Raw genomic sequence first — 23265 nt, forward strand, 5'->3', positions numbered from 1 at the left:
CTCAACGGCCAGGTGCAACTTGGTGGTGAACCCGCCGCGTGAACGTCCGAGCCCGTGATCTCCGGGCTCGGTGAACACGCCACCCGGCGGCTCCTTTTGCAGGTCACCCTGCTTGCGGGCCCCGGCCGCATGCTGATGGGCGCGGCACACCGTGGAGTCGACGCCCAGGTCCCACACGATCGCACCCTTGGCATCGGCCTGGGACTGCAGCCGGGTAAGGATCCGGTGCCAGGTTCCGTTCCGCTGCCAACGGCGGAACAGGTCATAGACCCGGCCCCACGGCCCGTACTCGACGGGCACGTCCCGCCACGGAACACCGGTGCGGACACGGAACCGTATGCCGTCGATCAACTGCCGCCGAGGCCAGACGGGCGGCCGCCCCGCCTTCGTCCCCTTCGGCAGCAGCGGCTCCAGCACCGCCCACTGCTCGTCCGTGAGATCTCCCCGACCCATGAACCGTGATCATCCACAACCAAAATCCACTTTTGATACACGGCCTAGATCTGCGGGCGGCGGTGAACGCGATGCTGCCGCGCGTGGACCTGCCGGAGGTGCTGCTGGAGGTCTTCTCGTGGACCGGCGCCGACCAGGCGTTCACATCGGTCACCGGCGGCGAGGCCAGGCTGAGGGACCTGCACGTCACGATCGCCGCGCTGCTCGTCGCCCATGGCTGCAACGTCGGCTACACCCCCGTGATCGGCGGGGCCGACGCGCTGAAGTACGGTCGGCTGTCCCACGTCGACCAGACTTACCTGCGGCTCGCGACGTATCAGGCCGCGAACGCCACGCTGATCGAGCACCAGGCGTCCATCGGCCTCGCGAGCGCATGGGGCGGCGGGCTGGTCGCCTCGGTCGACGGGATGCGGTTCGTCGTCCCGGTACCGAGCGTGTACGCGCGGCCCAACCCGAAATTCTTCGGCCGCCGGGGTGGGGCAACTTGGCTGAACATGATCAATGATCAGGCGGCTGGGCTCGGCGGGAAGGTCGTGGCCGGCACCCCGCGCGACTCCCTGTACGTGCTGGACGTCCTCTACGACCACGACGGCGGACGGCGCCCGGAGATGATCGTCACCGACACCGCCTCGTACAGCGACATCGTCTTCGGCCTTCTCACGCTCGCCGGGTTCACGTACGCGCCGCAGCTGGCGGACCTGCCCGATCAGAAAATGTGGCGCATCGACCGCACGGCCGACTACGGCGCCTTCCAGGACGCGGCCCGCGGCCGGGTCGACCTCGCCCGCATCGAGCGGCACTGGGAGGACATCCTGCGGATCATCGGCTCCATCCACACCGGAGCCGTCCGCGCCTACGACGTCATCCGGATGCTCTCCCGCGACGGCCGCCCCACCCCGCTCGGCGACGCGATCGCGCACTACGGGCGGATCGCGAAGACCCAGCACATCCTGCGCCTGGCCGACAAACCCGGCTACCGCCGCCAGATCAAGGTGCAGGCCAACCTCCAAGAAGGCCGACACGCCCTCGCCCGGAAGATCTTCCACGGCCGCACCGGACAGCTCTACCAGCGCTACCAGGACGGCATGGAGGACCAGATCGGCGCCCTCGGACTCGTCCTCAACGCCCTGGTCCTGTTCAACACCCGGTTACATGGACGCCGCCGTCGACCGGCTCCGCGCCGACGGGTTCGAGGTCCGGGACGAGGACGTCGCACGGCTATCCCCGTTCGTGCGGCACCACATCAACATGCTCGGCCGGTACTCCTTCCAGCTCCCCGACCTGCCCGGCGGCCTGAGACCCCTGCGGGACAAAAACGTCGCCGCCGACGAGGAGTAGGCACCGGCGCGCTGCCAGCAGGCGGCGGCGTGGTGAGTCTTCAGTCCGTGCCGTAGCGCTTCTGGTGGAGGCGGAGGCGGTAGAGCAGACAGGCGACGAACCATCGGTGGGCGTCGGCGAAGGCCAGACCGTGCGCGATGCGGCGCATCATGCGAGGGGCAAGGAGGAACTGCAGCGCGCTGGGCGGGGGCCTCAGCAGCCCACGGGCTGCGTCGTGCGCCGTGCGGGGTCAGATCTGATAGTCCTCCGCGCAGAAGGTCGGTTCGCTCACCGAGCCGTCCCCCGCTCTGGCCGTATCCAGGTACAGGTTGGGCCCGTCGGGCACGGCCGCTCCGTTCGGGCTGAACCGCAGACCCAGGTCGTGGTCTTCGACGTGCTGGATGATGGCCGCGTCAAGGACGGAAGGCGTGATGCCGACCAGCGGAATGCCCTCGTAGTGGAGCTGGGGTCCGGTACGGCCGTGCACGGTCACGGCGCCCAGCTCCGGAACGCCGTCCGGGTACCAGTACTGGGCGGTGACACCGGCGCGCCTGAAGTGGTCCGTGTGGAGGGACCACTGCCCGGACTCCTTCCAGAACCAGAAGGGGAAAGCGCCCGTCCGTCCGGCCGGGGTCTCGCCGCCGAGGGCGGCGGCCACCTGGTGCGGGCTCATGCCGAAACGGAGCGGCCCCACGTGCTCCAGCGGGTTCCAGTTCCAGCGGGGGCGTTCGTGATCGGGCGTCACGGGCCAGGCTCCCGGGTTCGCGACCAGGTCACGGACATCATGCCCCCTGATGACGGAGGCAGCCCTATCGTCGGCGACTCCGGGGGCGGTAAACCGGGCACTGGTGATCACGGCGTCCTTCCGCCCGACGTGCCCTTCGGGTAGCCGCCCCCACTCCTGTTCGGTGGACATGGAGACGCCCCACGCCGCGATCTGCGGATCCCCGCTGCGGTTCGTCCCCACTGCGGCCCCCCGTCGGGCCGCGAGGCCCAGGATCTCGGCGCGGGCCTCGGAGGGGACCCGGCCGATCAGTTCGACGTCGTTGAGCCGGACGAACGGGCCTCCATTGGCGTCGATCTCGACCGCGACCAAGTAGCCGTCCTGGTCGTAGACGGCAATTACGCAACGGCCGTCGTACGGAATCCAGTGCCATCCGTCGGCCGTGCCCTGTCCGCCACCGTTCCATTTTCCGTCCAGTGCCGCCTTCACCTCGTCGTGGTCCATCCCGAACCGCAGCGGCCCCACCGCCACCAGAGGATCGAGCACCCAACGCGCACGCTCTTCCGGCTCCCTGTCCCACCAGCCCATCCCAGCCCCTTTCCCTCACCACATCAGACATACGCTGCCTGATGGTCTCCCCGGAGCATACGTACCTCTTCTGACAACGCCGCTGGTCAGCAAGCCGCCTGGGATCACATGGTCAGCGGCGGCTGTCGCCTGGGGCGAGGAGGCTCGTGAGTTCGGCGATGGCCTCAGGGGACGGCTTGAAGTAGCGGCGGACATTCTCCGGCTTCTTGTGCCGGGACTTCGCCATCAGCATCAGCAGGGAGGCGCCCTGCTCGCCGAGGTGGGTCAGGGAGGAGTGGCGATACTCGTGCAGATCCCAGCCGGTCCCGGGACCGTGCACGGCCGTGTGCTCGTCGAGCAGGGCACGGGCCTGCCCGTACGACAGCCGGGCGAACCCGGTGTCCGGGCAGACGTCACGCGGGCTGACCACTTTCCCCGGGCCGGGCTTGCGGTGGGTGACGAATACCGGCCCGCGGGTGCGGCCGCGCAGCAACCGGGGCAGGAGCCGGGCGGTGCCGGCGTCCCAGTACACGGTCTCCAGCACGTAGTCCTCCCGGACCTGGCCCCGGCGACGAGCCTTGGTCCGGGCGCCCTTCGCCTTCACCTGGCAGCGGCGCCCGGCGAAGTCCAGGTCCTCGATGTTCACGCCGAGGATCTCCTCCGCCCGCCCCGAGGTCTCGTAGAGCATCCGCCACAGCGTCTTCTCCCGCAGGTGGACCTCGCGCCGGGCGATCAGCCGGTCGACGGCCATCTTCGAGCGGGCCGGGGTCTCGGAGTCCGGCACCGTTAGCCGCTTCACCCAGGCCGGGACCGTCGGGCCCTCGTAACCGCGCTCGGAGCACCAACTCGTCCAGGACAGCACGGCGCCGCGGCGGGCGTTCCAGGTGTTCACCGCCGAGCGGCCCCACAGCAGCTCCAGCGCCTCACCCATCTCGGCGTCCTCTACCGAGGCGAGCGGTCGGCCCTCGCCGAGGCGCTTGGAGGTCTTCCCGACGGCGATGCTGTAGTTCCGGACGGTGTTCGGGTTGCCGAGCGATTCGAGGAACAGGTCGGCAGCCATCCGGACGGTCACCGCCTTCCCGGTCGGCAACTGAACCAGCGTGGACACCGTTTCCCCCTTGCCACAGATAACAGGGCTGCTTCGTGGAGACGCCGGAGAGCGCCACCGCAGGTGACGGATCAAGCTACCGCAGATATTGGGGTGTTATCTGGGGGACAACTTCAGACCGACCCCACCGCCAGCGGCCCATCGGCCGCCCACCAGGGCCGACGAGGGCTTAGCGCACGATCTGACACCGATGTTCCTCAGACCCCGAGCAGCGAGGAGCGGCATGGCGAACGTGAGGACCGTCTGGGTGCAGGGCGGCCGGGACCAGGAGCCCGCGGTCATGTACAGCCCGTCGGCCGCCAAGATCTCCAAGGGCTTCAAGGAGGCCCAGGAGGGTGTGTCCGACGTTGATGAGGCTCGTTGAATATCCCCACCCGTTGCTCAGGGCATGGACAGGCCTGGTCGTATTGGTTTCCCAGTCTTCAGCGTTGGCTGGGGGCGCCCTGTGTGGTCACGGGCCCTCGCGGTCACGCAGGTCGTGTCGGGTACCTGCGACAGCCGGCCCCCAGGCCTTTGGCATGTAAGCGACAACTGCCGCTGCGGCTTCCTGGGCGGTGTAGTCGGGTTCGCGCGAGAACGGCTCACCGCGGTGACGGACCGCATAGCGGTGGTCACCAAGCGGATAGATCGCCGAGACGTCCCGGGAGAACGGGAACCCGGTGCATCTGCTGAACAGCAGGGCGCCGTGGCTGGTGAAGGGGAAAAGCGCTCTCAGTCTGGGTTCGGCGTGCGCTGCATGGAGCATTTCCAGGTCCTCGTACAGGTCCACTGTCAGGTAGCGGCTCCACGTCTCTGCCACGGCGTACTCAGGACCGCGTTCGTGGGCCAGAGCGAGGGGGCCAACTTCCAGGAAGGGTGCCGCGATCTGCAGTTCGGCCAGGGTGACGCCTGCGTGCCAGGCCGCGGCCGCTTCGGCGAGCTCAGCGAGGTCGCTGGTGGAGCCGTTGGTCAGATTCACCCCTTGACCCCACGCGGAGATGAGGAACACCCGCTCCGCAGATCCGAGGTTCACGCTGAATCGGTCCAGCCGTGGGTTGCGGCTGGTGATCACTGCGTGGATGAGCAACCAACCATCGGACGAGGACCGAACCTCACCGACGTCCAAGTCGTGCCCGGCAGCGCACTGGGTGAGGGCGGCGCGGAGACTCCCCGCAGCAGCAACATCGGGGTACAGCTCGGGATTGGGTTGGAGCGGTTGCCGGGACGGGCCAGGTTGTTGAGTCACCCCGACATGATCACTTCTGTTAAGTCCGCAACCAAGTGAGGAGTGAGAGTGGGCCTGGGGAAAATCGAAGATCCTCATCAACGTACGGATCGTCCCCGCCGAACCCTGAGCCTGTCGGCATCGTTGCCGCCGCTTCATGAGGGGGGTGACACAGCAGGTGGGCCGTGCGTACGGTCGTCTCCCTGCGGGGCACGCACCGCGCCCGTGTGACGAGGAGAGGGGACAGTCATGGAGCGTGACAGCGGATGGGGATACGGGGATGTCGGCTGGGGGGCCGCCGGTGATCCGGAGTGGGGTCTGGCCGGGGACATCGGCCGGGGCGTGACGAGCGGCTGACCGCCCGCTGACGCCGGACACGGCAGGCCGGGCCGCAACCCGAAGCGGCCAGTGTGCCAGGCTGGAGATGCCTGGCGGGGTCGCGCCCGTGAAGCCGACGCCGCCCCGCCAGGCACCTTTGGTCCAATGCGGGAAGACACCCCGGACGAGGGGGCGCAGGATCTGGGCCCTTCTGTCCACCGAGCCCCCGCGGAGCCGGAAGCCCGCTGCCTGAAGGAAGCTGTCTGAGCCACCGGGCTCGGAGCCGGAAGAAGAGCCGATGAGCCGGTGGCCCGCGGTAGTGAAGGGGCGGGTGTCCGTACAGCCTTCACGGTGAGCAGCAAAGGAGGCTGCGGCCTGTCGGGGACCGCCCGGACCGCCGGCCGAGGACAATCCGGACCGGAGCCCGTCCGTGCACCTTTCGCACGTTGCCCGGACGGGCCGTCTGTTCCTCCTCTGCTGTCACCGCAGGAGGTACGGGCCCCTGGGGTCGCCGAGGCAGTCACCGCTGGTGGTCAGGCCTGCTGCGCACAGTGGCGGGCTGATCTGGTCGACGAGGTCCGTATCGCTGACGGGCGTAAAGCGGCTCAACCAAGCTCCGTCCCGCCCAAGGACACTTGGGCGGGGTGGAGAAGCCGACGAAGCGGCAGGTAGGGGCGGCCCGGTGGTACTGCTTGCCCATGCGACAGTCAAGCGGCCGCGGCGGAGAACCCGTCCCAGAACTTGCCTGACCTGCATACCAGGGACCAGTAGTGTCACCAGGATGACTTCGATACGTTCCGACGTCCTGGCCCTCGCTCTTGACGCCCCCGCGGAGCCGTCCCTGCGGCCGCTGCCATCCGAAGTGGTGGAACTGCTGCGCTCCCTGGAGGCCCCACCCCGTCTGGCGGCGCACCTGCGCGCAGTCCACGACGTCGCGGCCGAACTGGCCGACTGGGTGAAAGGCCGGTACCCGGACCTGGCCGTGGACCGCGACGCCGTTCTCTTCGGTGCGGCAACCCATGACGTCGGCAAGACCCTCCACCCCGAGGAACTCTCCGGGCCGGGATCAGCGCACGAGGCGGCCGGCCGAGCTCTCCTTCTGAAGCACGGCTTCACGCCCGGCCTGGCCAGGTTCGCCGCCACCCATGCAAGCTGGGACGGCCCCGACGTGATGATCGAGGACCTCCTCGTCAGCACGGCCGACAAGGTCTGGAAGGACAAACGTGTCCCCGACCTGGAGGACAGGCTCGTACAGGCGCTGGCCGCGGCGACGGGGCGCGCGCCCTGGGAGGAGTATCTCGCCCTCGACGACCTCCTCACCCGGCTCGGAGCGGACGCCGCCCATCGGCTGGCCTTCCAGGCGGCCTTCCCCGTCGACCAGTAATCTCTCCGCACCCGGTATCCCGGTTGGCGCACCGGATCCTGCGTGGTAGCGCCGGCGGCGAGCCGGAGTCGGAGGAGAGAGCGGCGGCCGTCCGAGTCGGTGGACCGCCGCGCTGTTTCTGTGGCAGGCGCTGCGCGGCTGGGAGTGTGCCGGAGTCTGTGGCTGTCGGGCAACTACCCGGGTGGCCCCGCGGCGCCCGGGACGCATGTACCCCGGCCTGCCAGGGGAGGTCGGGGCCCGGGTCAGGCTGGGGGCGGGTCGAAGGCGTGCAGGATCATGTCGATGATGGCGCTCACGGCGCTCCAGTCGCCTTGGGGGTTCGTTCCGGGAGGGGCGGCCAGCGCGGCATCGCACTTCCTCTCGAACCTGTCCTGCATGGCCCTCTTGTCCTTCGAGGGACCGGGGGCCTGCTCACGGGTGCCGGGGACGAACTACAGGGTGGCCGTCCAGTTGCCACGGGTCAGGGTGGTCTCGCCGTCCGGGGTGATGGTGACCCGGGCGCCGTACACGGGCAGCTCTCCCATCCAGTTGAGGCGGTCGAGGATGTCTTCCAGGGGGTCCCAGAGGCGGCGCGGGCCGCCCTGACGCACGACGGGGACTTCCCGGGGGGCGATGGCGTGGGCGCGAACCCATGAGCCGTCGGGGTGGGTCATCCAGACGGTGTGGCTGCGGTCCGGGTGCCATTGGTGGCGGTGCTCGATGCCGGGGGTGTGGAGCTGGAGCATGGAGCGGACACTCCAGGCTTCGGGGACGAACAGGAGCAGGTGGCGGCTGACGCTCACCTCGCCGTCGCCGGACTTCGCCTCTTCCCAGAGGGAGTCCGGGACCGTCTTGTCGTAGTCGTCGCCCTGGCGGGGGGGCATGAAGGAGGCCGGCTCGTAGGAGGTCCGGCCCCGGGCGCCGCCGTCGGGGGTCTTGTCGGCGTAGAGGATCAGGCCGGTGCCGGTGATCGTGGTGACCAGCCGGCCGCCGGGGCGCAGGGCGTTGAGCCAGGCGGGCGGGATGGTGGGGACGGACACGGTGGATACGATCCGGTCGTACTCGCCGGGCAGCGGCCCCTGGGTGAGGTCGCAGACCGCGGTCTCGGGGTGGAGTCCGATGGAGGCGAGCCGGTCGGTGGCGGAATCCACGAGGTAGGGGTCGATGTCGACGCTGGTCACCAGGGTGGAGCCGAGGCGGTGGCAGGCCAGGGCGGTGCCGTAGCCGGTCCCGGTCGTCACCAGCGTGCGGCACCTGTCGGTGATCCTGGCGTGCTCGTACATGTCGAGGACCAGGGTCGGCAGCGTCGATGACGCGGTCGGTGCCCCGATGGCGATGTCTCCGGGCCGGGCGTGGTCCGCGTGCAGAGGGCCGATACGCGTCAGGATCGTCGAGTCGTCGTACGCGGTGGACAACCACTGATCGACGTCCGCCGCACCGTCCCGCACCGTCCGGCCGCCGGCCTCCTTGTCCCACACCCACCACCGGGGTACGAACTCGTGCCGAGGCATCTCGGCAACCGCCGCCCACCAGGGCGAAAACGCCGGCGTGACCTCGTCGGCCAGCCGGCTCGCACGATCCCGCCAGTCCATGCCCACCCTCTCCGTCTCTTCCCGAGCCCTGTTCGGTCAGTTGTCCATCGGTCCGCAGGGCTCGCCCTTGGCCGGACCGCAGGTGTCGCCGGACGGCGCGCAGTCCGGCGGGCACGGGTCCGCCGACGTCCGGGCCGGAATGCTCGCGCGCCTCTGCGCCCACTCGGGGCTGGCCAGGACCGACGCGAGCGGCGTCTCCCGCACGTTGCCCGCCGCCAGGAAGCGGCCCATCTCGCACGGCGCGACCTGACCGTCGGGCAGGACGGCCGCCTTGCCGTTGGCACAGTTCCCGCACAGCGACGAGGTGGACGGCAGGAGCCCGCCGGCGGCGCGCCCGATCGGACGAACCTTGTCGATGGAGGCGGTGATCCTGAGAGCCTTCATCTCGGTGCGGGCCTGCTGCGCCCGCTGGCCGTTGCCGTGGTCGACGATGGCGACCTGCAACTTCACACCCCGGCGCACAGCCTCCTCGATGGAGGCACGCGTTGCCGCGTGGGACCCGGACCGGCCGGTGATCGCGTCGTGCTCGGCGGCGGTGTCACTGTGGTAGGTGGTCTTCACGATCACCCGCGGGTCCTCGAAGAGCGGCCAGTGCTCGTCCAGGACCTTGTAGAGGTTGGAGTGGACCCGGACGTCCAGGCCGGCGCGCAGCGCATGCCCGACGAGTTCGACGAAGGCCGGGTGCAGGGTGGGCTCGCCGCCGATGAACTGCACCGTTTTCGTCCCGAGGGCGGCGGCCTCGTCGATGAGCCGGTGCCAGTCCCCGGCGGTCATGCTGCCGTGGCCCCGGGTCGGGCCAGCCTCGGCGTAGCACTGGGACGGGCAGGTGAACTGACAGCGGGCGGTGAGCTCCAGGGACAGGAAGCTGAGCGAAGCGGCAGGGGCGCGCTCGGTGTCCAGCACGGTCATCGCGGGTCCTCCTTGCTCGTATGGCCCAGCATGCCGGGCCGGGGCGGGGTGTGCGGGCGGGACGTTCATATTGGTGGGGCGGGCCCGCGCCCATGCAGAGCTGTCACATGGCTCCGCGGGCCCGCCCCGTCACCGACCGGCTGTCCAGGGATGGCAGTCGGCGAGGTGAGAGCCCGGCGCGGAAGGGTTCCTTCACGGCGGGGGACTGTGTCGGGTGCGTCCTCCCGCGCTGGCGGCTGTTGCGGGACGCCGGTCCTAGGCCGTTTCCTTCGGATCACATGCCGTCGGTGCCGGTCGCATCCATGCACACCGGACAACGGTCAGAGCTGCGGTCCATGCTGCGACGGGAAGAACATATGGGCGCTGTTCCCACCACAGGACCTCCTGGCCAGGCAGCTCACGTATGCGTAGGTGGTCGGTCGGGTGCAGACGAAACCATTTGACGGCATCGAGAGAATGCCTGGCATGGGTACAGACATAAGCGGCTTCCTCGAGTACCGGGCGCCGCAGGACGATCAGGAGCCGATCTGGTACTGCGCACACAACCTCAGCTCCCTCAACGATGTCCGCAACTACGACGCGTTCGGGTGTCTCTTCGGGGTCCGCAACTACGCGAACTTCCGCCCCGTGGCCGCAGGCCGGGGGTTTCCCACCGACGCCTCGGCCACTGTGAGTGCGCGGTTCGCCCAGCTGACCGAGTGGTACGGCCAGGACGGTTTTCACGGCACCACGTGGATCACGTGGGCCGAGGTGAAGGCCATCGACTGGGGCGAGCCCGCAGAGAAGCCCGACAGCCGGCTGCACCGATACCACCAGACGCCGAACGGGCTGCGGATGACGGGCAAGGCCTCCTGGAGTGGCGCATTCGCCACGACTCTCGGTCTCAAAGCCGGTGAGGTTCGGGAGTGGCCCGAAGGAAGTGAGTGGCTCGTCGGGGACACGCTCTACAGATCCGTCACCATCTGCCGCAGAGATGCCGTCACCGAAACCGGCGAGTGGCAACCCGTCTGGGAAGCCATGAAAGAACTCGCAGCACAGCACGGTGATGACAACGTGCGCCTCGTCGTGTGGTTCGACGACTGAGCAGGCCACTGCCACCGCACATCGCCGCCGGATGCTGATGACGCTCTTTGAAATCGGCCACCCTCTGCTCAAGGGTGACCCCACACCTGCTCGCGATTCCCCAGTCTGGGGTGACATGACCTCCGTGGGGCAGGGGGCCGGTTTGTTCCTGGGCTGATGGTCAGGGCTGGTTCGCGATCTGTCGGCCGAGCTGTTCGAGGAACTCCTGCAAGCTGGACGCGGCGACCTCGAAGTCGTCAAACCAGGAGGCCGTGGTGGACTTCCGGACTTGTCCGCTGTCTCCGATCGCGAACAGATGGCCCCCGCCGTCGCTGGCGAAGACCAGTGCGATCGATTCGCCGTCAATCGGAGCGGGGCCGTACTCACGGAAGTGTTCCGCCACCGTTGCTGGTGAGTGGATGAAGTACCCGTTGTCGACGTCGGGCAGGGAAGCCTCGCTGATCACCCAGTAGAGCGTGGTCAAGTCTGAGGGGATCGGCGTCAGGTCCACGAGCGCGTCCGTCGCCTGGTGGCTGTCGTCGGTTGCGGGCATCACGGCGTTGTGGCCGGGCGGGAAGCCGTGGGTCGGGAGGAAGGACTGCATCAGCTTCGTCAGCGCCGCGTCGGTCTGTTCCCGCCAGGACCGGAGCCACTCCGCGTCAAGCCGCTCACCAGGCACATTTCCCCTCGAATACGCGTGGGACCCGCCGGCGCGAGCCCGGAAGAACATATCGGAGGGCTCAGCACGGGGCGCGAGGGGAACCGCGCTCTTCCGATCCGCAGCTCCTGGACCGGCCAAACCTGCTCAGGCGATCTCCCCACTCATCGTGTGATCTTGCCCGGCGTGTCGAACTGGGATCGGAGTGTCGTGGAGAGCCTGCGGGCGCAAGTTCGGCCTGGTCGGGGGCCTGGATGCTTACGCGGGAGGAAGACGTGGATGCTCACGCACTGCGTCGTCAATGCCTCTTCCGGATCATCTCGCGGACCAGTTGAACTCCTCTACCCACCGGGTGAAGTCGTCCTCGCTGGTGGCCAGCAGCTCGAGCTGGTCGACGACGGATCCGGGAAGGACGGCCGCGATGAGCAGCTCGGTGCTGTCGACGTCGAGGGTCAGCCCGATGACGGTGTACAGCGGGGCCGCGGCGGTCATGCGATCAGTTCGAAGCTTGCGGCGTCGACGGCCTGGTCCCTGAGGTCGCCGTGGAAGGCCGCGACCACGTACGCGCCGTGGTCTTCGCCCTATTTACTGATCGTTTCAGAATGAGGTTCGTAGGCATCGCAAGCAGATGATGCTGCAGGCGAGTTGGAGCAGGCCGAGGTGGAGGCCGGTACGTATCTCGTAACGGATCCGGAGTCGTTTGAACTGGTGGAGCCAGGCGAAGGTCCGCTCGACGACCCAGCGGGTCTTGCCCAGACCGGAGCCGTGCGGGGCGCCGCGTCGGGCGATCATCGGCTTGATGCCGCGGGCCCGCAGGATGCGGCGGTACTTGTCGTAGTCGTAGCCGCGGTCGGCGAAGAGCCGGCCCGGCCGGTGACGAGGCCGCCCGCGAAGTCCGCGAATGCGGGGAATCGCGTCCAGCAGCGGCGTCAGCTGAGTGACGTCGTGACGGTTTCCGCCGGTCAGCGTCACGGCGAGAGGGGTGCCATGCCGGTCGACGATCAGATGGTGCTTGCTGCCCGGCCGGGCGCGGTCGACCGGCGAAGGTCCGGTGTAAGCCCCCCTTTCAACGCCCGAATGTGCGAGCCGTCGATCGCGCAGTCATCTATGTCCAGCAACCCTGCCTTGCGCAGCTCGGCCAAGAGCACCTCATGCAGACGGGGCCAGACGCCGGCCTCGGTCCAGTCCCGCAAACGGCGCCAGGCCGTCACCCCACTGCACCCGGTTCGCTCGGCGGGCACGTCTCTCCAGCTCACGTTCTTGCGCAGTACGTACACGATGCCCCGCAGAGCCGCACGGTCGTCCGCCGGCAGACGCCCCGGATACCGGTGACGCCGCGGAGGCCGGGGCGGCAGCAACGGAGCGATACGTTCCCACAGGTCATCAGGCACAAGATCATCCGACACCCGCACCACTCTGCCGCTACCCAACCCGACCGCCAAGCCCCTACCCCGGACTCATTCTGAAACGATCAGTAAGTGTGGTGGACACGAGCAAGGCACTTGTGGGTGCCTCGCTTCGCAGTGCATCTGCCTTCGGGTTATGAAGCGTCGGGGGCGTTGCTGGTCGCCCACGGCACCTTTGCGCTCTCGCCCACGTATCTGTGGCCGACGGCCATGCTGCTGTAGGCACCCTGGTAGCCGAGGGATTCCAGGATGAGCAGGGTGAGGTAGTGGCGGGTGAGCAGCCAGATCTCGGTCACGGCGCCCTTGAAACGGTAGACGTCGTCCTCGGCGCCGGTGGGGTGTACGAGCTTGTTGCGCACCCAGGTGACCAAGTCAGCGCCGTCCATGTTCGCGCCGTGGTCGCGTTTCCGCACTGCGGCAAGCTCGGCGAGCGCGGGTAGGTGTTCCGGATCGACGGCAAGAGAGATCGAGGCACTTTGCAGGGCTCGGCGGAGCAGCTTGTGGGCAGGCAGGCTGTTGTACTGGGCGGGTGTCATGTCTCCGGACAGGACGAACCGTTGCCACAGGGTGTGCTCGAGGCCGGCGGCTCCGACCATGATGCGCTGTTCGACGAAGCCTTCATCACGTGTGGCGGAGACGGCGTAGGTCAATTGCCGGTCGACCCGTGTGGCGTAGACGGGATCGCTGCAAGCGGATACCAGACTGGTGAACAGCATGCGCAGCGCTTCGTTGTCCCCGTGCGTCCACCATCCTGAGGAGATCGCCTTCGCCGGGTCGCAGAGTCGAGCGGCCCACTCCTCCCAGAGGATGCGGTCGTTCTGTGCGCCGAGGCCGACAGGCAGCATGGGAGCGACCCAGCGGCCCAGGGCGAACGAGAAGCCCATGTGCAGGGCTCGGAGGATGGGCTGGGCCTGTTCTGGGGTGAACACCGAGCCGTCTGTACGGCTGAGTTCCATGACGTGGGTGATGGCGTAGACGTGGGTTCGGTGCAGGTCTTTCCAGATGTCACGGTGGTCGGGCCGGACATCCAGGGTGATCTTCCAGCCGCCAGTCTCATGGGACCACCGGCCGCGGCGGGTCGTGTGTTCGGCGCCTTCGGCTCCGGTCATGAGGTCGTGCTGGCCGCGTAGCGCGGGGAGGTTGACCCAGTGGGCGATGAGGCGCTGGAGGGACGCTTGGGTATCGCCCAGAGGTGCGCCGTTGCTCCAGCCTTCCTCCTGGTTACGGTGCTGGGCGGGTAGTTCTGCGGTGCCGTAAGGGCGGGCGATATGGAGGGTCGTGTCGTCGGGGAGAGGGTCGAATGGGTGGTCGGTTTGAGGCAGCCGCCAAGCCAGGCCGGGTTTCGGAGTGAACCGAAGCTCAACGATGCCCGGCGTCTCGGGCCCTTGAGAGCGGCCGACGGGACCGTCGTGCAGGACGACGGGCGCGCCGGGGGTGTTGAAGGCGTACACGCCTTCAACGGGTGCCGTTGGGTTGTCTTGGCTGGAGTGAGGCATGCGTCCTTGGTCTCTGGGTTCTGCCGCTCTTGGGTTCACCCGCAGCAGGTCGTGGTGTCCTGGCGTGCCTTTGAGGAGCGCCTTGGTGGTGTGGCGGGGTGGTCGGACTGAGCCCGTTTCTGGGCGCAGGGTGATGCGGGCAGGAGTGTCAGCGGATGCCGGCTGCGCGTTTGAAGGCTGCCGTCCGGTCCTTTTCCGCGGTCGTCTTGGTGTGACCGTGCAGTGAGGCACGAAGTGCGTTTGCCACGTGGCGTGCTGGCCGGACGGCTTGGCCTATCGCGGTGGCGCTGTCGACTGTCGCGACGCGCAGGACGGGAGCGAGGTCCCCGGCGAGACTGGCGGGGGCTATGCGCGGGCTGGTGGTGAGAAGGCCTGCGATCAGTGAGCTGGCGCGTTGAATGCTGGTCTGGTCGTTGTGGACTGCGCGGATGAGCACGTCCCACAGGGGTGTTGGGTCGGGGCATCCGCAGGCAGTGCGTACGGCGAGGGTTTCGTCCCAGTCTCGGCCTGAGATGGCGTCGTCCAGGTAGGTGGCGATGGCTTGGGATGTCTGAGGGTGCGTGGCGATCAGTGCGAGGAGGGAGGAGAGTGTTTCTTCTGCGCGGGCCTTGCCGAGTGCGAGGACGAGCACGTCTTGAGAGGCTTCGTTCGCGCGGTCGGCAAGCTGGGGGCAGCGCCCGCGCGCGGACGCGAGGAGAGATGTCTGTTCTTCGGTGCCGATCTTGTCCCACAGGTGTGCGGCATCGTGCCAGGCCTGGGTGTCCTCGGTTGCCAGGAGATGCTGCAGGAGCAGGGGCGGCAGACCGCTCTGGGGGAGGTCTTGTCGGCAGGCCGCCGCCATGGTGAGGGTTCGTTCGTGGTCGGGGATGCCGGCCCAGTGCTGTGCCATCCAGGTGAGCCATTGGACATTGACGATCGAATCTGCCGCGTAGTGCGCAGCGAATGCGACATTGGGGACTGGTTGTGTGCTCATCCGCCCGTAGAGGTGCTGCATGATCTGCCCAAGCCGAGCGGTGCGGGTTTCACCATCTCGCATGAGGACGTGGAGGGTGGAGAAGGTGTCGGTCTGAAGCTGGATGTGATGCTGGCTGAGTCGTGGGAGGAATTGGTCGACCAAGCTGGGGCCGGTTTGGCGGCCGGCGGGGGTAGTGGCGACGGCAGGCAGGTGCCTGCGGGCGAAGGCTCCTCGTGCGTCGTCACTGGCCAGGGAGGTGGTCAGCACGGTCAGGCAGGCGTCAGCGGCCTTGCGGGCTTCGCTATCGTCGGTCTCGACTCGCATGAAGGTGAGGAGTGCTTGCGCCAGTGCGTCAGACAGCGGTTCATCGCTGGGGTCGACTGTCTCTAGGTTCACGGCCATGGTGCTAACGCAAGAGGTTGCGTCGTCCTGTTGCAGGTCGGGCAGGATCCGCACCGCGGCGTTGGCCATCTGAGCACTTGTGTGGGCGCTCTGGGCGACAGCTTCGGCGACCAGAGCGCTGACCTGCTGCCCTGAGGGAGCGGTGTGGTCGCCGAGGTCTCGCAGCCAGGCATGAATCTGGTCGGCTGTTCGGGCGGCGCGATCCGCATCGTCATCGTCGGTGAGGAAGACGGCTGCGTGCTGGATCAGTTCGGTTGCGACTGTGGAGCCGAACGCGGCGTCATGCTGCATGGCTGCGCCCCATCCGTCGGCTGGGATGTCCCTGTCGAGGAGGAGGTCCATTGCGTGAGAGCGCAGTTCGTCGTTCTCGGTGGACAGCCATGTCACGGCGCCTAGCATGAGCGGCCTGGTCCACTGGTGGTGCCCGGCTGCATGTTCGACGATCCTGCGGACGTCGGCTGCCGGGGTGTTCTCGGAGATCCTGGCGGTCATGCCCATCAGTGCGCGAAAGGCCTGCGCAGGCCATAGGGCGCGTTGGACATCGGTCGCTTCGTCATAAGAGACGATCCATGCCAAGAGTTGCTCGCGGTTCCCGTTGTGGGTGAGCGCTGTGAAATAGCGGGTGAGGGCGGGCCGTAGTTCGCGAACGTGTTCCTCGGACGGAAGGTTCATCAAGGCCTGTGCCCATGTGAAGGGCGGCTGGTCCTGCTCGGCGGTGAGCACGGAGTCTCGCGGAGGGGGGCTGCCGAGGGTGTTGTAAAGGGAGGGAAGGTGTGCGCTGGGAACCAGGTCCAGAATCCCTGCGAGGTGGTGAGCTGGGACGGGGGTGGCGGCTTCCTGGCGTCGGCTGGCGATGCGGTCGGTCAGGCTGAGCAGCGCCCGACCGGTGGTGTCGGTGTCGTGGTCAAGGTGTTGGGCAAGGTCTGGGGTCTGTGCCAGCGCCTGCACGGTGGCTGCCAGGGTGTTGTCGAGGTCGAGGCCTGGCCGTGCCGTCTGTAGCGCCTCGGCCGCAGCCTGCAGGACCCGTTCGCGCATACCTTGGGCTTGCAGACGGTCGCGGAGGGCGTCGCTGTCTCGCTGGAGGAGTTCACGCTGGACTTCTGCGGCACCTTCGCTGCCCAGGGCTCGGCTGGCGGGGGTGGAACCGAGAGTAAGTAGAGGCACGAGGTGGGTTGGGCGGCGCAGGCGTGCCTTGGCCGCGGTCGTTCTCAGGTAGACCAGGCCGGGGTGCGATGTGATGTCGAGCCGAGGCGTGTCGTCGTCGTGGGTGTCTTCCGCTTCGTCGTCGGTGTCCGGCTTGACGATGTACGACGCGACGAGGGGGTCGTAGAGCGCGCGGGTTGTGCCGAGCAGGGCGTCGTCGAGGAGTGTGAGGAGTTCGTTCTCGCGGCGAATGGCGTCGTAGAGGGTGCGGTAGTCGTGTCGGAGCACCGTGAGACGGGCCAGGGTGACGGGGTGGCCGGTTACCTCCCCGGCGGCAATCCAGGTGGTCTGGTTGCCGTCCGGCTGTTCCCGCCTCAGTGCGAGGCCGTAGTCGGTCAAGAAGCTGTTGAGAAGACGGATGGCGTGGCGGGGGTCGCGTACCCCGGGGTGGATGAGGGTCTCGAGAACATCGCGGACCGCTGAGATGCCTCCGAGCCGGTCGATGAGGTCATGCGGAGTGGGCTCGGTGATCAGGTGCTGGATGTACTGCCTGAGATCCGATTCGTGGTGGGCCGGCAAGGTGAGCCGGACAGTGAACAGCTTGTTCAGGTACTCCTGGGCGGCTTCCTCTGTGGCTTTGCGCTCGGAGGCCTTGCTGGGGTTCTTGCCGGTGTGGGGTGGGACTGCGGGAGCGTGGGCCAGCCCAGGGCGGACGCCGACGATGGCTTCACGGACGATGTCTTCGTCGCAGGACAGCAGGAACACGGGCGGGTGGGCGCGCTGGGTTCCCGTCAGCAGAAGACTGCGTACGGTGGCAAGCGCTTCGAGGACCTCGGCCGCGGCCAGGCGGTCGATGTCATCGATGGCGATGACGAGGCGTCGGTTGATGCTGTCGATCAGTCTAGAAAAGACCTGCTCAAGGTCGTCAGAGGATTCTGGTCGCGGTGTGGTGAGCGTGATCTCGTACTTCTTCAGCGCTGACAGGGCACCGTCCTTGGCGGCTGCCAGGACGCATGCCACGACGGCTGCCCCTGACAGCGAAGTGGTCAGCGGTCTCGCACCAGGGGAAGCAAACCAGGTCCACACCGGCACCCCGGCCCCGCGGCCGACGGCGTGGCCGATGAGAACCGCAACGGCGCCAAGGGCCCAGATCGCGATCAGGCACCCGAGAATCCATATAAACGCGGCACCGATCGCTTTCGCGTGACTCTTCCGGCTAGCTTTGCCCGGGATGTCGGACGTGGGGTTCGGGCGGGGCGCTGTCTGCTGCCTCCCGGCGTCCAGACACGCTCGTCCTGACTCCCACTGTTCCTTCTTGATGAGCTTCTTGCCCAGCGCTTCGTCCAGGACTCCATACAGCAAGCCTCGGGCACGCGCGGTACCGGTATGGCGCTCCGCGCTGAGGTGGAGCACTGCCCACTCCTTGTCGCCCTGCAGTTCGGCGTCCAGGAGCCGCACGACGGAGGACTTGCCGCTGCCGAACGGACCCAGTAGCCCAACGGCCAGAGGCTGCCGACTTCCCCTGACGATGGTGAGGAGCTCCCGCGCGACAGATTGGTGGTCAAAGCGGTCCTGCTTGTGCGATGTGATCGCGCAGTCCTCAATGATCCACGGACGCTGTGGTGCCATATCGTGCTACTCCGCTCCAAGCCCGGTCCAAAAGGGTGAACGGATGATACGGGCTGGCACTGACAATCACAGGAGTACAAGCTGAGAAAAGCAGGTCCTATAGTTCGGCCCCCGGCTCCGCATGCTCAGTGATCATCTTTCTCGCGTACTCCTGACCTGCATATCAAGGGGTGCAAGGAGGAAGCCGACGCCGCCGACTACTTCCTATAGGACCTTTTCAGGGCCTACAGAATCCCACACAGCGCGTGGAAATCCGTGTGAGGCAGACTGAGTTCGCACAGCTCGTTCATTGATCAGCCCCGGGGATCTTCCGCCACCTTGGTGGGGCGCTGGACGAGGCCGCCACTGGTGATCCGCGTGCCCGGGTCACCAGGTCGCACCACAGTCTCACGACAAGCCGCAAGCTGTGCTGTCTTCGAGGAGGTGGCGGACACGACAGGGCACGCTCGCCATCCGTCCGCGCCACACATGACCACCCACCAGACATCCAGGGCAGTGAACAAACCGAACGCCGCTGCCCTGGAAACGCCACCCTTGGGCTGGGCTCACGTCCCACAGGGACGCTCTCACGCAGAGAGCCGAAGGACCCCCTACCGCGAGACACCCCCTACCCCCGCGGACGACACCACGCAGGTGTTCGCTGTCCTCGAGCCCCGCATCCAAGGGAGCAACCCCATGCCCCGGGACAACGATCCCGTCCCCGTCCAGCCCGGTGCCCGCTCAGCCCTACCCGCCCAGCACGCCCGAGCCGGACCCCGGCAGAAAGCCGCCCTTCCTGTCGCAGCGCACCCTGCCGATCCTCTTCATCGCCACATGCGCGGGCATCGGTGCCGGCGTGCTCACCTTCCTCGTCAACAAGTCGCAGCCGGAAGCCGTTCTTTTCGGGGTCACCGCTTTCGCTGGCTGCACGGCGTGGCTGAACAACCTGGTCGCGTACTGACCAGCGGCACCGGGGCCGGGCGGGGACATCCTGCCCGGCCCCGTCGTCAGCCGACCGGGCGTGCCTCGACAGCCGGTCAGGTGATGCGGGCGATCAGGGCGGTGGCGTTGTCGGCGTACGGGTCCCGCTGTACGCGAGCGTAGCGTACGGCGTCGTCGACCAGGCGCTCGGCGGCCTCGCGCGGATCGCCGGTGAGGTAGTCGCCCAAGTCATAGTCGATGTCCTCGTGGGGTTCGTAGGCGCCGTCGGAGGCCAGGAGCAGCCACCCGGGCCGGGCAGGTCCGCTCACGTGCTCGATCGCCGGGTGCCCCCAGCATTCTTCGGCCTCCTCGTCGTCGCGGGTCCCGCCGAGGCAGGCGGTGATCAGGTTGCGGTCACCGTAGCCCTCGTAGGCGCGGCGGGCGTTGTGGTCCTCGGTGAGCTGCCGCAGGGGTCCGAGTTCGTCGAGGAGGAGGTAGGCGCGGGCGTCGCCCGACCAGGCGACGGAGAACCAGCCGCCGGGGACGTGGACGGCGACGACGGCCGCAGCAGAGGGCAGGTCGTGGTCGGGATCGCGGCGGGCGGGGTCGGCGGCGTAGCGCTCGTACTCAGTGCGCAGGCCGGCCTCCGCGTCGCCGTGTCCGGCGGCCGCGCGAGCCAGGCGGCGCGCGGCGGTACGGGCCCAGGCCCGGACGGCTGGGGTGTCGCCGACGCCGTCGAGGAGGGCGTAGGCGCGGGTGCCGTCCGGCATCGTGCACACCGCCGTCGCATCGCACTGGAACACCCGGTCTCCGGGCCGCTGGGCGACCGCGTGCGTCTTGACGGCCAGGTCCTCACCGGTGTCCTCGCTCATGGCAGAAGCCTTCCAGAACGCGGGCCGGGATGGGACTCTTCGCCAGGTCGCCGGGGTGCCCGGACAGGTGAATCTCCTCCTCGCGTACGCGGGCGCGCTCTTAAAGGAATGCTCCCAACTTGCCCATTTTTAAAATGGATTGACACATTGACGATGTTTCGTCATGGTCTGTCCCATCGTTGATGGTGACCGGACGCGAGGTGATTTCCATGGCACGACGGACCGAGTACGACGAGACGCAGGCCGCCCAGCGGCTGAAGGTGCCGGTGACGGCGTTCCGGTGGGCGCAGCACGCCGGGATCGCCCCGGCCCTCGACGTCTCCCCGGGGCAGTGGTCGCGGGCGGCCATCGAGGCGCTGGGTGCCGGCGCCGTGCGGGCCGCGATGAACAGGGAGCCGCTGTCGGGCCGGGAGGCGGCAGACCGGATCGCCGCCGCGCTCGGCACGCCGAACAAAATGGGCGAGAAGGCGGCGGTCACCTCGTTCGTGGTCCGCCGGTTCATCACCCGCGGCCTGCTGGTCGACCTGTCCGGCAACCCGAAGAGCACGCTCCACCACCCCGGCCAGGTCGCCGAGGTCTGCGCACGGGGAGACCTGGCCGAGCTCGTCGCCGCGGACACCCCGCTCGACCCCGACCAAGCCGCCGACCGCCTCGGCGTCAGGCGGGTGGAGTTCGACTGGATGGTCAAGCTCAAGTGGATCCGGGCTACGGAGTGGGCCGAGGCGAGGTACGGCACCTCGCGGGCCGGGGCGGTCGAGGTTCCGCTCTACCGCACCGCCGACGTCGACGTTCTCCCCGGCGCGCACCCCGAGGTCGACTGGGAGGAGCTCCGCCGGGTCGACAAGGGCCGGCGCTCGCCGCTCGCCGCACTGCGCCAGAAGGCGAAGGCGGCGTAGGTGTAGAGGCCGGGCAGGCGCAAGGGGCGGCAACCCGGGGTTCCCGGGTGGCCGCCCCTTCTTGGTGCGCCGGTCGGGTCAGGCGGGGGGAGGAGGTCAGGACAGCGACAACTGCTCTTTCCATCGGCTTGCACGCAGACGGTGGGGAGGGGGGTTTGAAAGCGCTCCGATCGCGTAGACGCCGTATTGACGCAGGCTTTATATGAGCAGGTAGGAGACGCATCATGGGTATCATCGCGTGGATTCTGATCGGTCTCATCGCCGGTTTCATCGCCAAGGCGATCATGCCGGGCAAGGACCCGGGCGGCGTCATCATCACCATCCTGATCGGCATCGCCGGCGGCCTGCTGGGCGGCTTCCTCGGCAAGGTCATCTTCGGCGTGGACTCCGTCGACGGCTTCTTCGAACTCTCCACCTGGATCGCCGCCATCATCGGCTCCGTCATCCTGCTCGCCGTCTACCGCCTCGTCACCGGCAACCGACGACACGCCTGACGGCTCCCCCCGCCACATACGAAACGGCTCCTCCCTCTTCCCAGGGTGGAGCCGTTCGTCGTGTCCCGGCCTTCTTCTCCCCGAGCATGAAGGGGACCGGATCCTCACCTTGGGCAGCGCTCCGGACGTGCCTGGCGAAGAAGCGGCGGCCGCACCCGTCCGCAGGCCATCGCCCCATCCAGCACGACCCGCGCCGGTGGTGTCGACCTCTTCCTGTTCCCCTGCCTTGGCGGATCGACACCGCGAACGTCTGCTGGGGCGGGGAACGTGCCGACCTCCCCTCGTTCAGGTGGTGCGGTCGCCGTTGCGCACTGGAGGTTTGCCGCAGGCGCGGGCGGCAAGGCGGGGTGGCGGGAAGAGGATTTCGCGAAGCGAAGGGTGGATGTCATGGCCGGGGACGAGAAGGTTCAGGCGAAGGCCGAGCAGGCCAAGGGCAAGGTCGAGGAGACCGCGGGCAGAGCGGTCGGCAACGAGCGGCTGACCGCGGAGGGCCGTGCCGATCAGGCCAAGGGCGACGCCCGCGACGCCAAGGAGAAGATCAAGGACGCGCTCACCGACTGAGCACCGCGCAAGACCAGCCCCCACCCTCTCCCGGGCGGGGGCTTTTCACGTACTCGTCGAGGTTTCCGCCGAGACTGTCACGCCTCGCGGGTACCCGCCGACCCTGCGCCGGAGCTGTGGAACACGAATCGCGCGGGGCCGGCTTCTGCGCCTCTACGCCGCGCTGGGGATGTCGGCCAGAGCGAGGCGGGCGGTGATGCGCTTGCCGACCGGCCCCCGCTGGACGGACAGCTTCTCGGCGACCTTCCTGATGATCTCCAGACCATGCTGGTCCGCCCTGCCGGGGTCCGCGGCGCGCACCACCGGAACGGCCGGGTTGCTGTCCCACACCACGACGTCCACACCGCCGGCGCCGATGCGCAGCTGCATCAGGACGGGCCCCAGGGCGTACTTGTGGGCGTTGGTGACCAGTTCGCTGACCACCAGCTCGGTCAGGTCCTGCACCCGCTGCGAGATCGGCAGACCGTACTCGGTGCGGATCTTCTCCAGAAAGGCCACGGCATGGCGACGAGCGGCCGCGATGCGGCTGCCGCCACCCTCCAGCGTGTAGTTGGCGCGTACCAGATGTCCCTCCGACGGAGGCTGGGCACCGCTGTCATAACCGGCATCGAGTTCCACTGGGTCCGTCCTCCCTCTCGCTCACGCAAGCGCGGGTACCCGACCGAATGATCCTTAAATCGGCGCAGATCGATCATGCTCTGTCCGTGTGTATCCGGTATTGGCCGTTGGGGCAGAATCGTCCACAGACACCGGGCCCGGACAAGCCTGAGCGGAGTTGAGGAGACCATGACCGGCAACGAGAAAACGGACCACGCCGAACGGCTGTCCGTAGCGCACCGCGTGGTCGACGGCATCCGCGTCGTGACCTTGCAAGGGGAGATCGACCACACCGCCAAGGACACCCTGGCCCAACTCCTGACGCTCCAGGACGATGCGGCGCTGCCGCGCAGGGTCGTGGCGGACCTGACGGGCGTGAGCTTCATGGACTCCAGTGGTATCAACGCCTTCATCCTCGCCCACCAGCACCTGACTTCCCAGCAGGGCTGGCTGCGCATCGCCGGTGCCCAGGAAGCCGTCCAGCGCGTCCTCGGCCTGATCGGCGTTGACACCGTCATCGACTGCCACACCACCGTCGAACAGGCCCTGAACACCTGACACAGCAACACACCGCGAAACACCAGACAGGGGCGGTCACCCAGGACATCCGGGTGGCCGCCCCTCTGGCGTGCCGGGCGG

The 23265-nt window shown here is 68.1% G+C and carries 23 protein-coding genes and 1 pseudogene; 9 read left to right on the forward strand and 15 right to left on the reverse strand.

Features of this window, described 5'->3' with window-relative positions; all coding sequences use genetic code 11:
- Nucleotides 1–453 (reverse strand): IS5 family transposase (locus ACWGSR_RS34490; protein WP_453572733.1); only part of this gene is annotated, 453 nt, incomplete at its 3' end.
- A 44-nt stretch (nt 454–497) separates the two neighbouring features.
- Between ACWGSR_RS34490 and ACWGSR_RS34495 the strand changes: the two are divergent.
- Nucleotides 498–1791: pseudogene (locus ACWGSR_RS34495) on the forward strand (transposase); the annotation flags it as partial.
- 229 nt (nt 1792–2020) lie between these two features.
- On the opposite strand, the gene ACWGSR_RS34500 reads toward ACWGSR_RS34495, so the two are convergent.
- Nucleotides 2021–3040 (reverse strand): hypothetical protein, encoded by a 1020-nt coding sequence (locus ACWGSR_RS34500; RefSeq protein WP_453572736.1) that lies wholly within the window; start codon nt 3038–3040, stop codon nt 2021–2023.
- Nucleotides 3041–3194: 154 nt separating this feature from the next.
- Nucleotides 3195–4169, reverse strand: coding sequence for a tyrosine-type recombinase/integrase (locus ACWGSR_RS34505; RefSeq protein WP_376244751.1), 975 nt, complete (start codon nt 4167–4169; stop codon nt 3195–3197).
- 223 nt (nt 4170–4392) lie between these two features.
- Between ACWGSR_RS34505 and ACWGSR_RS34510 the strand changes: the two genes are divergently transcribed.
- Nucleotides 4393–4533: a hypothetical protein gene (locus tag ACWGSR_RS34510; RefSeq protein ID WP_453572739.1), complete on the forward strand. Its 141-nt coding sequence runs from the start codon at nt 4393–4395 to the stop codon at nt 4531–4533.
- Between the two features lie 87 nt (nt 4534–4620).
- Here the strand turns inward: ACWGSR_RS34510 and ACWGSR_RS34515 are convergent, their stop codons facing one another.
- Complete coding sequence (locus tag ACWGSR_RS34515) at nt 4621–5235, reverse strand: DUF6193 family natural product biosynthesis protein (RefSeq protein WP_453572742.1); 615 nt, start codon at nt 5233–5235, stop codon at nt 4621–4623.
- A 936-nt stretch (nt 5236–6171) separates the two neighbouring features.
- The gene (locus ACWGSR_RS34520) at nt 6172–6300 is read right to left on the reverse strand and encodes a hypothetical protein (protein WP_376244742.1); all 129 of its coding nucleotides are present in this window, start codon (nt 6298–6300) and stop codon (nt 6172–6174) included.
- A gap of 172 nt (nt 6301–6472) precedes the next feature.
- Between ACWGSR_RS34520 and ACWGSR_RS34525 the strand changes: the two genes are divergently transcribed.
- Complete coding sequence (locus tag ACWGSR_RS34525) at nt 6473–7075, forward strand: HD domain-containing protein (RefSeq protein WP_453572745.1); 603 nt, start codon at nt 6473–6475, stop codon at nt 7073–7075.
- Between the two features lie 242 nt (nt 7076–7317).
- Here the strand turns inward: ACWGSR_RS34525 and ACWGSR_RS34530 are convergent, their stop codons facing one another.
- The 3 genes from ACWGSR_RS34530 to ACWGSR_RS34540 form a co-directional block, all read right to left on the reverse strand.
- Nucleotides 7318–7452, reverse strand: a complete 135-nt coding sequence (locus tag ACWGSR_RS34530) for a hypothetical protein (RefSeq protein ID WP_453572748.1) — start codon at nt 7450–7452, stop codon at nt 7318–7320.
- Between the two features lie 54 nt (nt 7453–7506).
- Nucleotides 7507–8565: a protein-L-isoaspartate(D-aspartate) O-methyltransferase gene (locus ACWGSR_RS34535; protein WP_453572750.1), complete on the reverse strand. Its 1059-nt coding sequence runs from the start codon at nt 8563–8565 to the stop codon at nt 7507–7509.
- Between the two features lie 117 nt (nt 8566–8682).
- On the reverse strand, nt 8683–9555 hold the full coding sequence (locus tag ACWGSR_RS34540) for a radical SAM protein (protein ID WP_453572753.1): 873 nt from the start codon (nt 9553–9555) through the stop codon (nt 8683–8685).
- 465 nt (nt 9556–10020) lie between these two features.
- Between ACWGSR_RS34540 and ACWGSR_RS34545 the strand changes: the two genes are divergently transcribed.
- On the forward strand, nt 10021–10638 hold the full coding sequence (locus tag ACWGSR_RS34545) for a hypothetical protein (RefSeq protein ID WP_453572755.1): 618 nt from the start codon (nt 10021–10023) through the stop codon (nt 10636–10638).
- Nucleotides 10639–10798: 160 nt separating this feature from the next.
- Here ACWGSR_RS34545 and ACWGSR_RS34550 read toward each other — a convergent pair whose 3' ends face one another.
- The 5 genes from ACWGSR_RS34550 to ACWGSR_RS34570 all read right to left on the reverse strand — a co-directional run bounded on the left by ACWGSR_RS34550 (nt 10799) and on the right by ACWGSR_RS34570 (nt 18306).
- On the reverse strand, nt 10799–11296 hold the full coding sequence (locus tag ACWGSR_RS34550) for a hypothetical protein (protein ID WP_453572758.1): 498 nt from the start codon (nt 11294–11296) through the stop codon (nt 10799–10801).
- Between the two features lie 294 nt (nt 11297–11590).
- Nucleotides 11591–11767, reverse strand: coding sequence for a hypothetical protein (locus ACWGSR_RS34555; RefSeq protein ID WP_376244721.1), 177 nt, complete (start codon nt 11765–11767; stop codon nt 11591–11593).
- A 105-nt stretch (nt 11768–11872) separates the two neighbouring features.
- Nucleotides 11873–12681 (reverse strand): IS5 family transposase gene (locus tag ACWGSR_RS34560; RefSeq protein ID WP_453572761.1). Its coding sequence is split into 2 segments (ribosomal slippage): nt 11873–12342 and nt 12342–12681, totalling 810 coding nucleotides; the frame shifts between segments, so codons are not numbered across the junction.
- Between the two features lie 134 nt (nt 12682–12815).
- Nucleotides 12816–14177, reverse strand: coding sequence for a hypothetical protein (locus ACWGSR_RS34565; protein WP_453572764.1), 1362 nt, complete (start codon nt 14175–14177; stop codon nt 12816–12818).
- 148 nt (nt 14178–14325) lie between these two features.
- Complete coding sequence (locus ACWGSR_RS34570) at nt 14326–18306, reverse strand: P-loop NTPase fold protein (RefSeq protein WP_453572767.1); 3981 nt, start codon at nt 18304–18306, stop codon at nt 14326–14328.
- A gap of 712 nt (nt 18307–19018) precedes the next feature.
- Between ACWGSR_RS34570 and ACWGSR_RS34575 the strand changes: the two genes are divergently transcribed.
- Nucleotides 19019–19246 carry a hypothetical protein gene (locus ACWGSR_RS34575; protein WP_453572770.1) on the forward strand — a complete coding sequence of 76 codons (228 nt, stop codon included), beginning with the start codon at nt 19019–19021 and terminating at the stop codon, nt 19244–19246.
- Nucleotides 19247–19322: 76 nt separating this feature from the next.
- On the opposite strand, the gene ACWGSR_RS34580 is transcribed toward ACWGSR_RS34575, so the two are convergent.
- Nucleotides 19323–20078, reverse strand: a complete 756-nt coding sequence (locus ACWGSR_RS34580; RefSeq protein WP_453572773.1) for a PP2C family protein-serine/threonine phosphatase — start codon at nt 20076–20078, stop codon at nt 19323–19325.
- 209 nt (nt 20079–20287) lie between these two features.
- Here ACWGSR_RS34580 and ACWGSR_RS34585 point away from each other — a divergent pair, with 209 nt between their 5' ends.
- The 3 genes from ACWGSR_RS34585 (at nt 20288) to ACWGSR_RS34595 (ending at nt 22029) form a co-directional block, all read left to right on the forward strand.
- The gene (locus ACWGSR_RS34585) at nt 20288–20974 is read left to right on the forward strand and encodes a hypothetical protein (RefSeq protein WP_453572775.1); all 687 of its coding nucleotides are present in this window, start codon (nt 20288–20290) and stop codon (nt 20972–20974) included.
- A 224-nt stretch (nt 20975–21198) separates the two neighbouring features.
- Nucleotides 21199–21468 (forward strand): GlsB/YeaQ/YmgE family stress response membrane protein, encoded by a 270-nt coding sequence (locus ACWGSR_RS34590; protein WP_453572777.1) that lies wholly within the window; start codon nt 21199–21201, stop codon nt 21466–21468.
- A gap of 387 nt (nt 21469–21855) precedes the next feature.
- Entirely contained in the window at nt 21856–22029 is a 174-nt protein-coding gene (locus ACWGSR_RS34595) for a CsbD family protein (RefSeq protein WP_453572780.1), read from the forward strand.
- 153 nt (nt 22030–22182) lie between these two features.
- Here the strand turns inward: ACWGSR_RS34595 and ACWGSR_RS34600 are convergent, their stop codons facing one another.
- The gene (locus tag ACWGSR_RS34600) at nt 22183–22647 is read right to left on the reverse strand and encodes an ATP-binding protein (RefSeq protein WP_453572783.1); all 465 of its coding nucleotides are present in this window, start codon (nt 22645–22647) and stop codon (nt 22183–22185) included.
- A 168-nt stretch (nt 22648–22815) separates the two neighbouring features.
- On the opposite strand from ACWGSR_RS34600, the gene ACWGSR_RS34605 reads away from it, so the two are divergent.
- Nucleotides 22816–23184: an STAS domain-containing protein gene (locus ACWGSR_RS34605; protein WP_453572786.1), complete on the forward strand. Its 369-nt coding sequence runs from the start codon at nt 22816–22818 to the stop codon at nt 23182–23184.
- Nucleotides 23185–23265 lie beyond the last annotated feature (81 nt).

This window comes from Streptomyces sp. NPDC055632, assembly GCF_053618675.1.

Coding starts and splice junctions, on each gene's coding strand:
- ACWGSR_RS34510 (WP_453572739.1), top strand. CDS start 4,393: ATGGCGAACGTGAGGACCGTCTGGGTGCAGGGCGGCCGGGACCAGGAG.
- ACWGSR_RS34525 (WP_453572745.1), top strand. CDS start 6,473: ATGACTTCGATACGTTCCGACGTCCTGGCCCTCGCTCTTGACGCCCCC.
- ACWGSR_RS34530 (WP_453572748.1), bottom strand. CDS start 7,452: ATGCAGGACAGGTTCGAGAGGAAGTGCGATGCCGCGCTGGCCGCCCCT.
- ACWGSR_RS34535 (WP_453572750.1), bottom strand. CDS start 8,565: ATGCCTCGGCACGAGTTCGTACCCCGGTGGTGGGTGTGGGACAAGGAG.
- ACWGSR_RS34540 (WP_453572753.1), bottom strand. CDS start 9,555: ATGACCGTGCTGGACACCGAGCGCGCCCCTGCCGCTTCGCTCAGCTTC.
- ACWGSR_RS34545 (WP_453572755.1), top strand. CDS start 10,021: ATGGGTACAGACATAAGCGGCTTCCTCGAGTACCGGGCGCCGCAGGAC.
- ACWGSR_RS34555 (WP_376244721.1), bottom strand. CDS start 11,767: ATGACCGCCGCGGCCCCGCTGTACACCGTCATCGGGCTGACCCTCGAC.
- ACWGSR_RS34565 (WP_453572764.1), bottom strand. CDS start 14,177: ATGCCTCACTCCAGCCAAGACAACCCAACGGCACCCGTTGAAGGCGTG.
- ACWGSR_RS34570 (WP_453572767.1), bottom strand. CDS start 18,306: ATGGCACCACAGCGTCCGTGGATCATTGAGGACTGCGCGATCACATCG.
- ACWGSR_RS34580 (WP_453572773.1), bottom strand. CDS start 20,078: ATGAGCGAGGACACCGGTGAGGACCTGGCCGTCAAGACGCACGCGGTC.
- ACWGSR_RS34585 (WP_453572775.1), top strand. CDS start 20,288: ATGGCACGACGGACCGAGTACGACGAGACGCAGGCCGCCCAGCGGCTG.
- ACWGSR_RS34590 (WP_453572777.1), top strand. CDS start 21,199: ATGGGTATCATCGCGTGGATTCTGATCGGTCTCATCGCCGGTTTCATC.
- ACWGSR_RS34595 (WP_453572780.1), top strand. CDS start 21,856: ATGGCCGGGGACGAGAAGGTTCAGGCGAAGGCCGAGCAGGCCAAGGGC.
- ACWGSR_RS34605 (WP_453572786.1), top strand. CDS start 22,816: ATGACCGGCAACGAGAAAACGGACCACGCCGAACGGCTGTCCGTAGCG.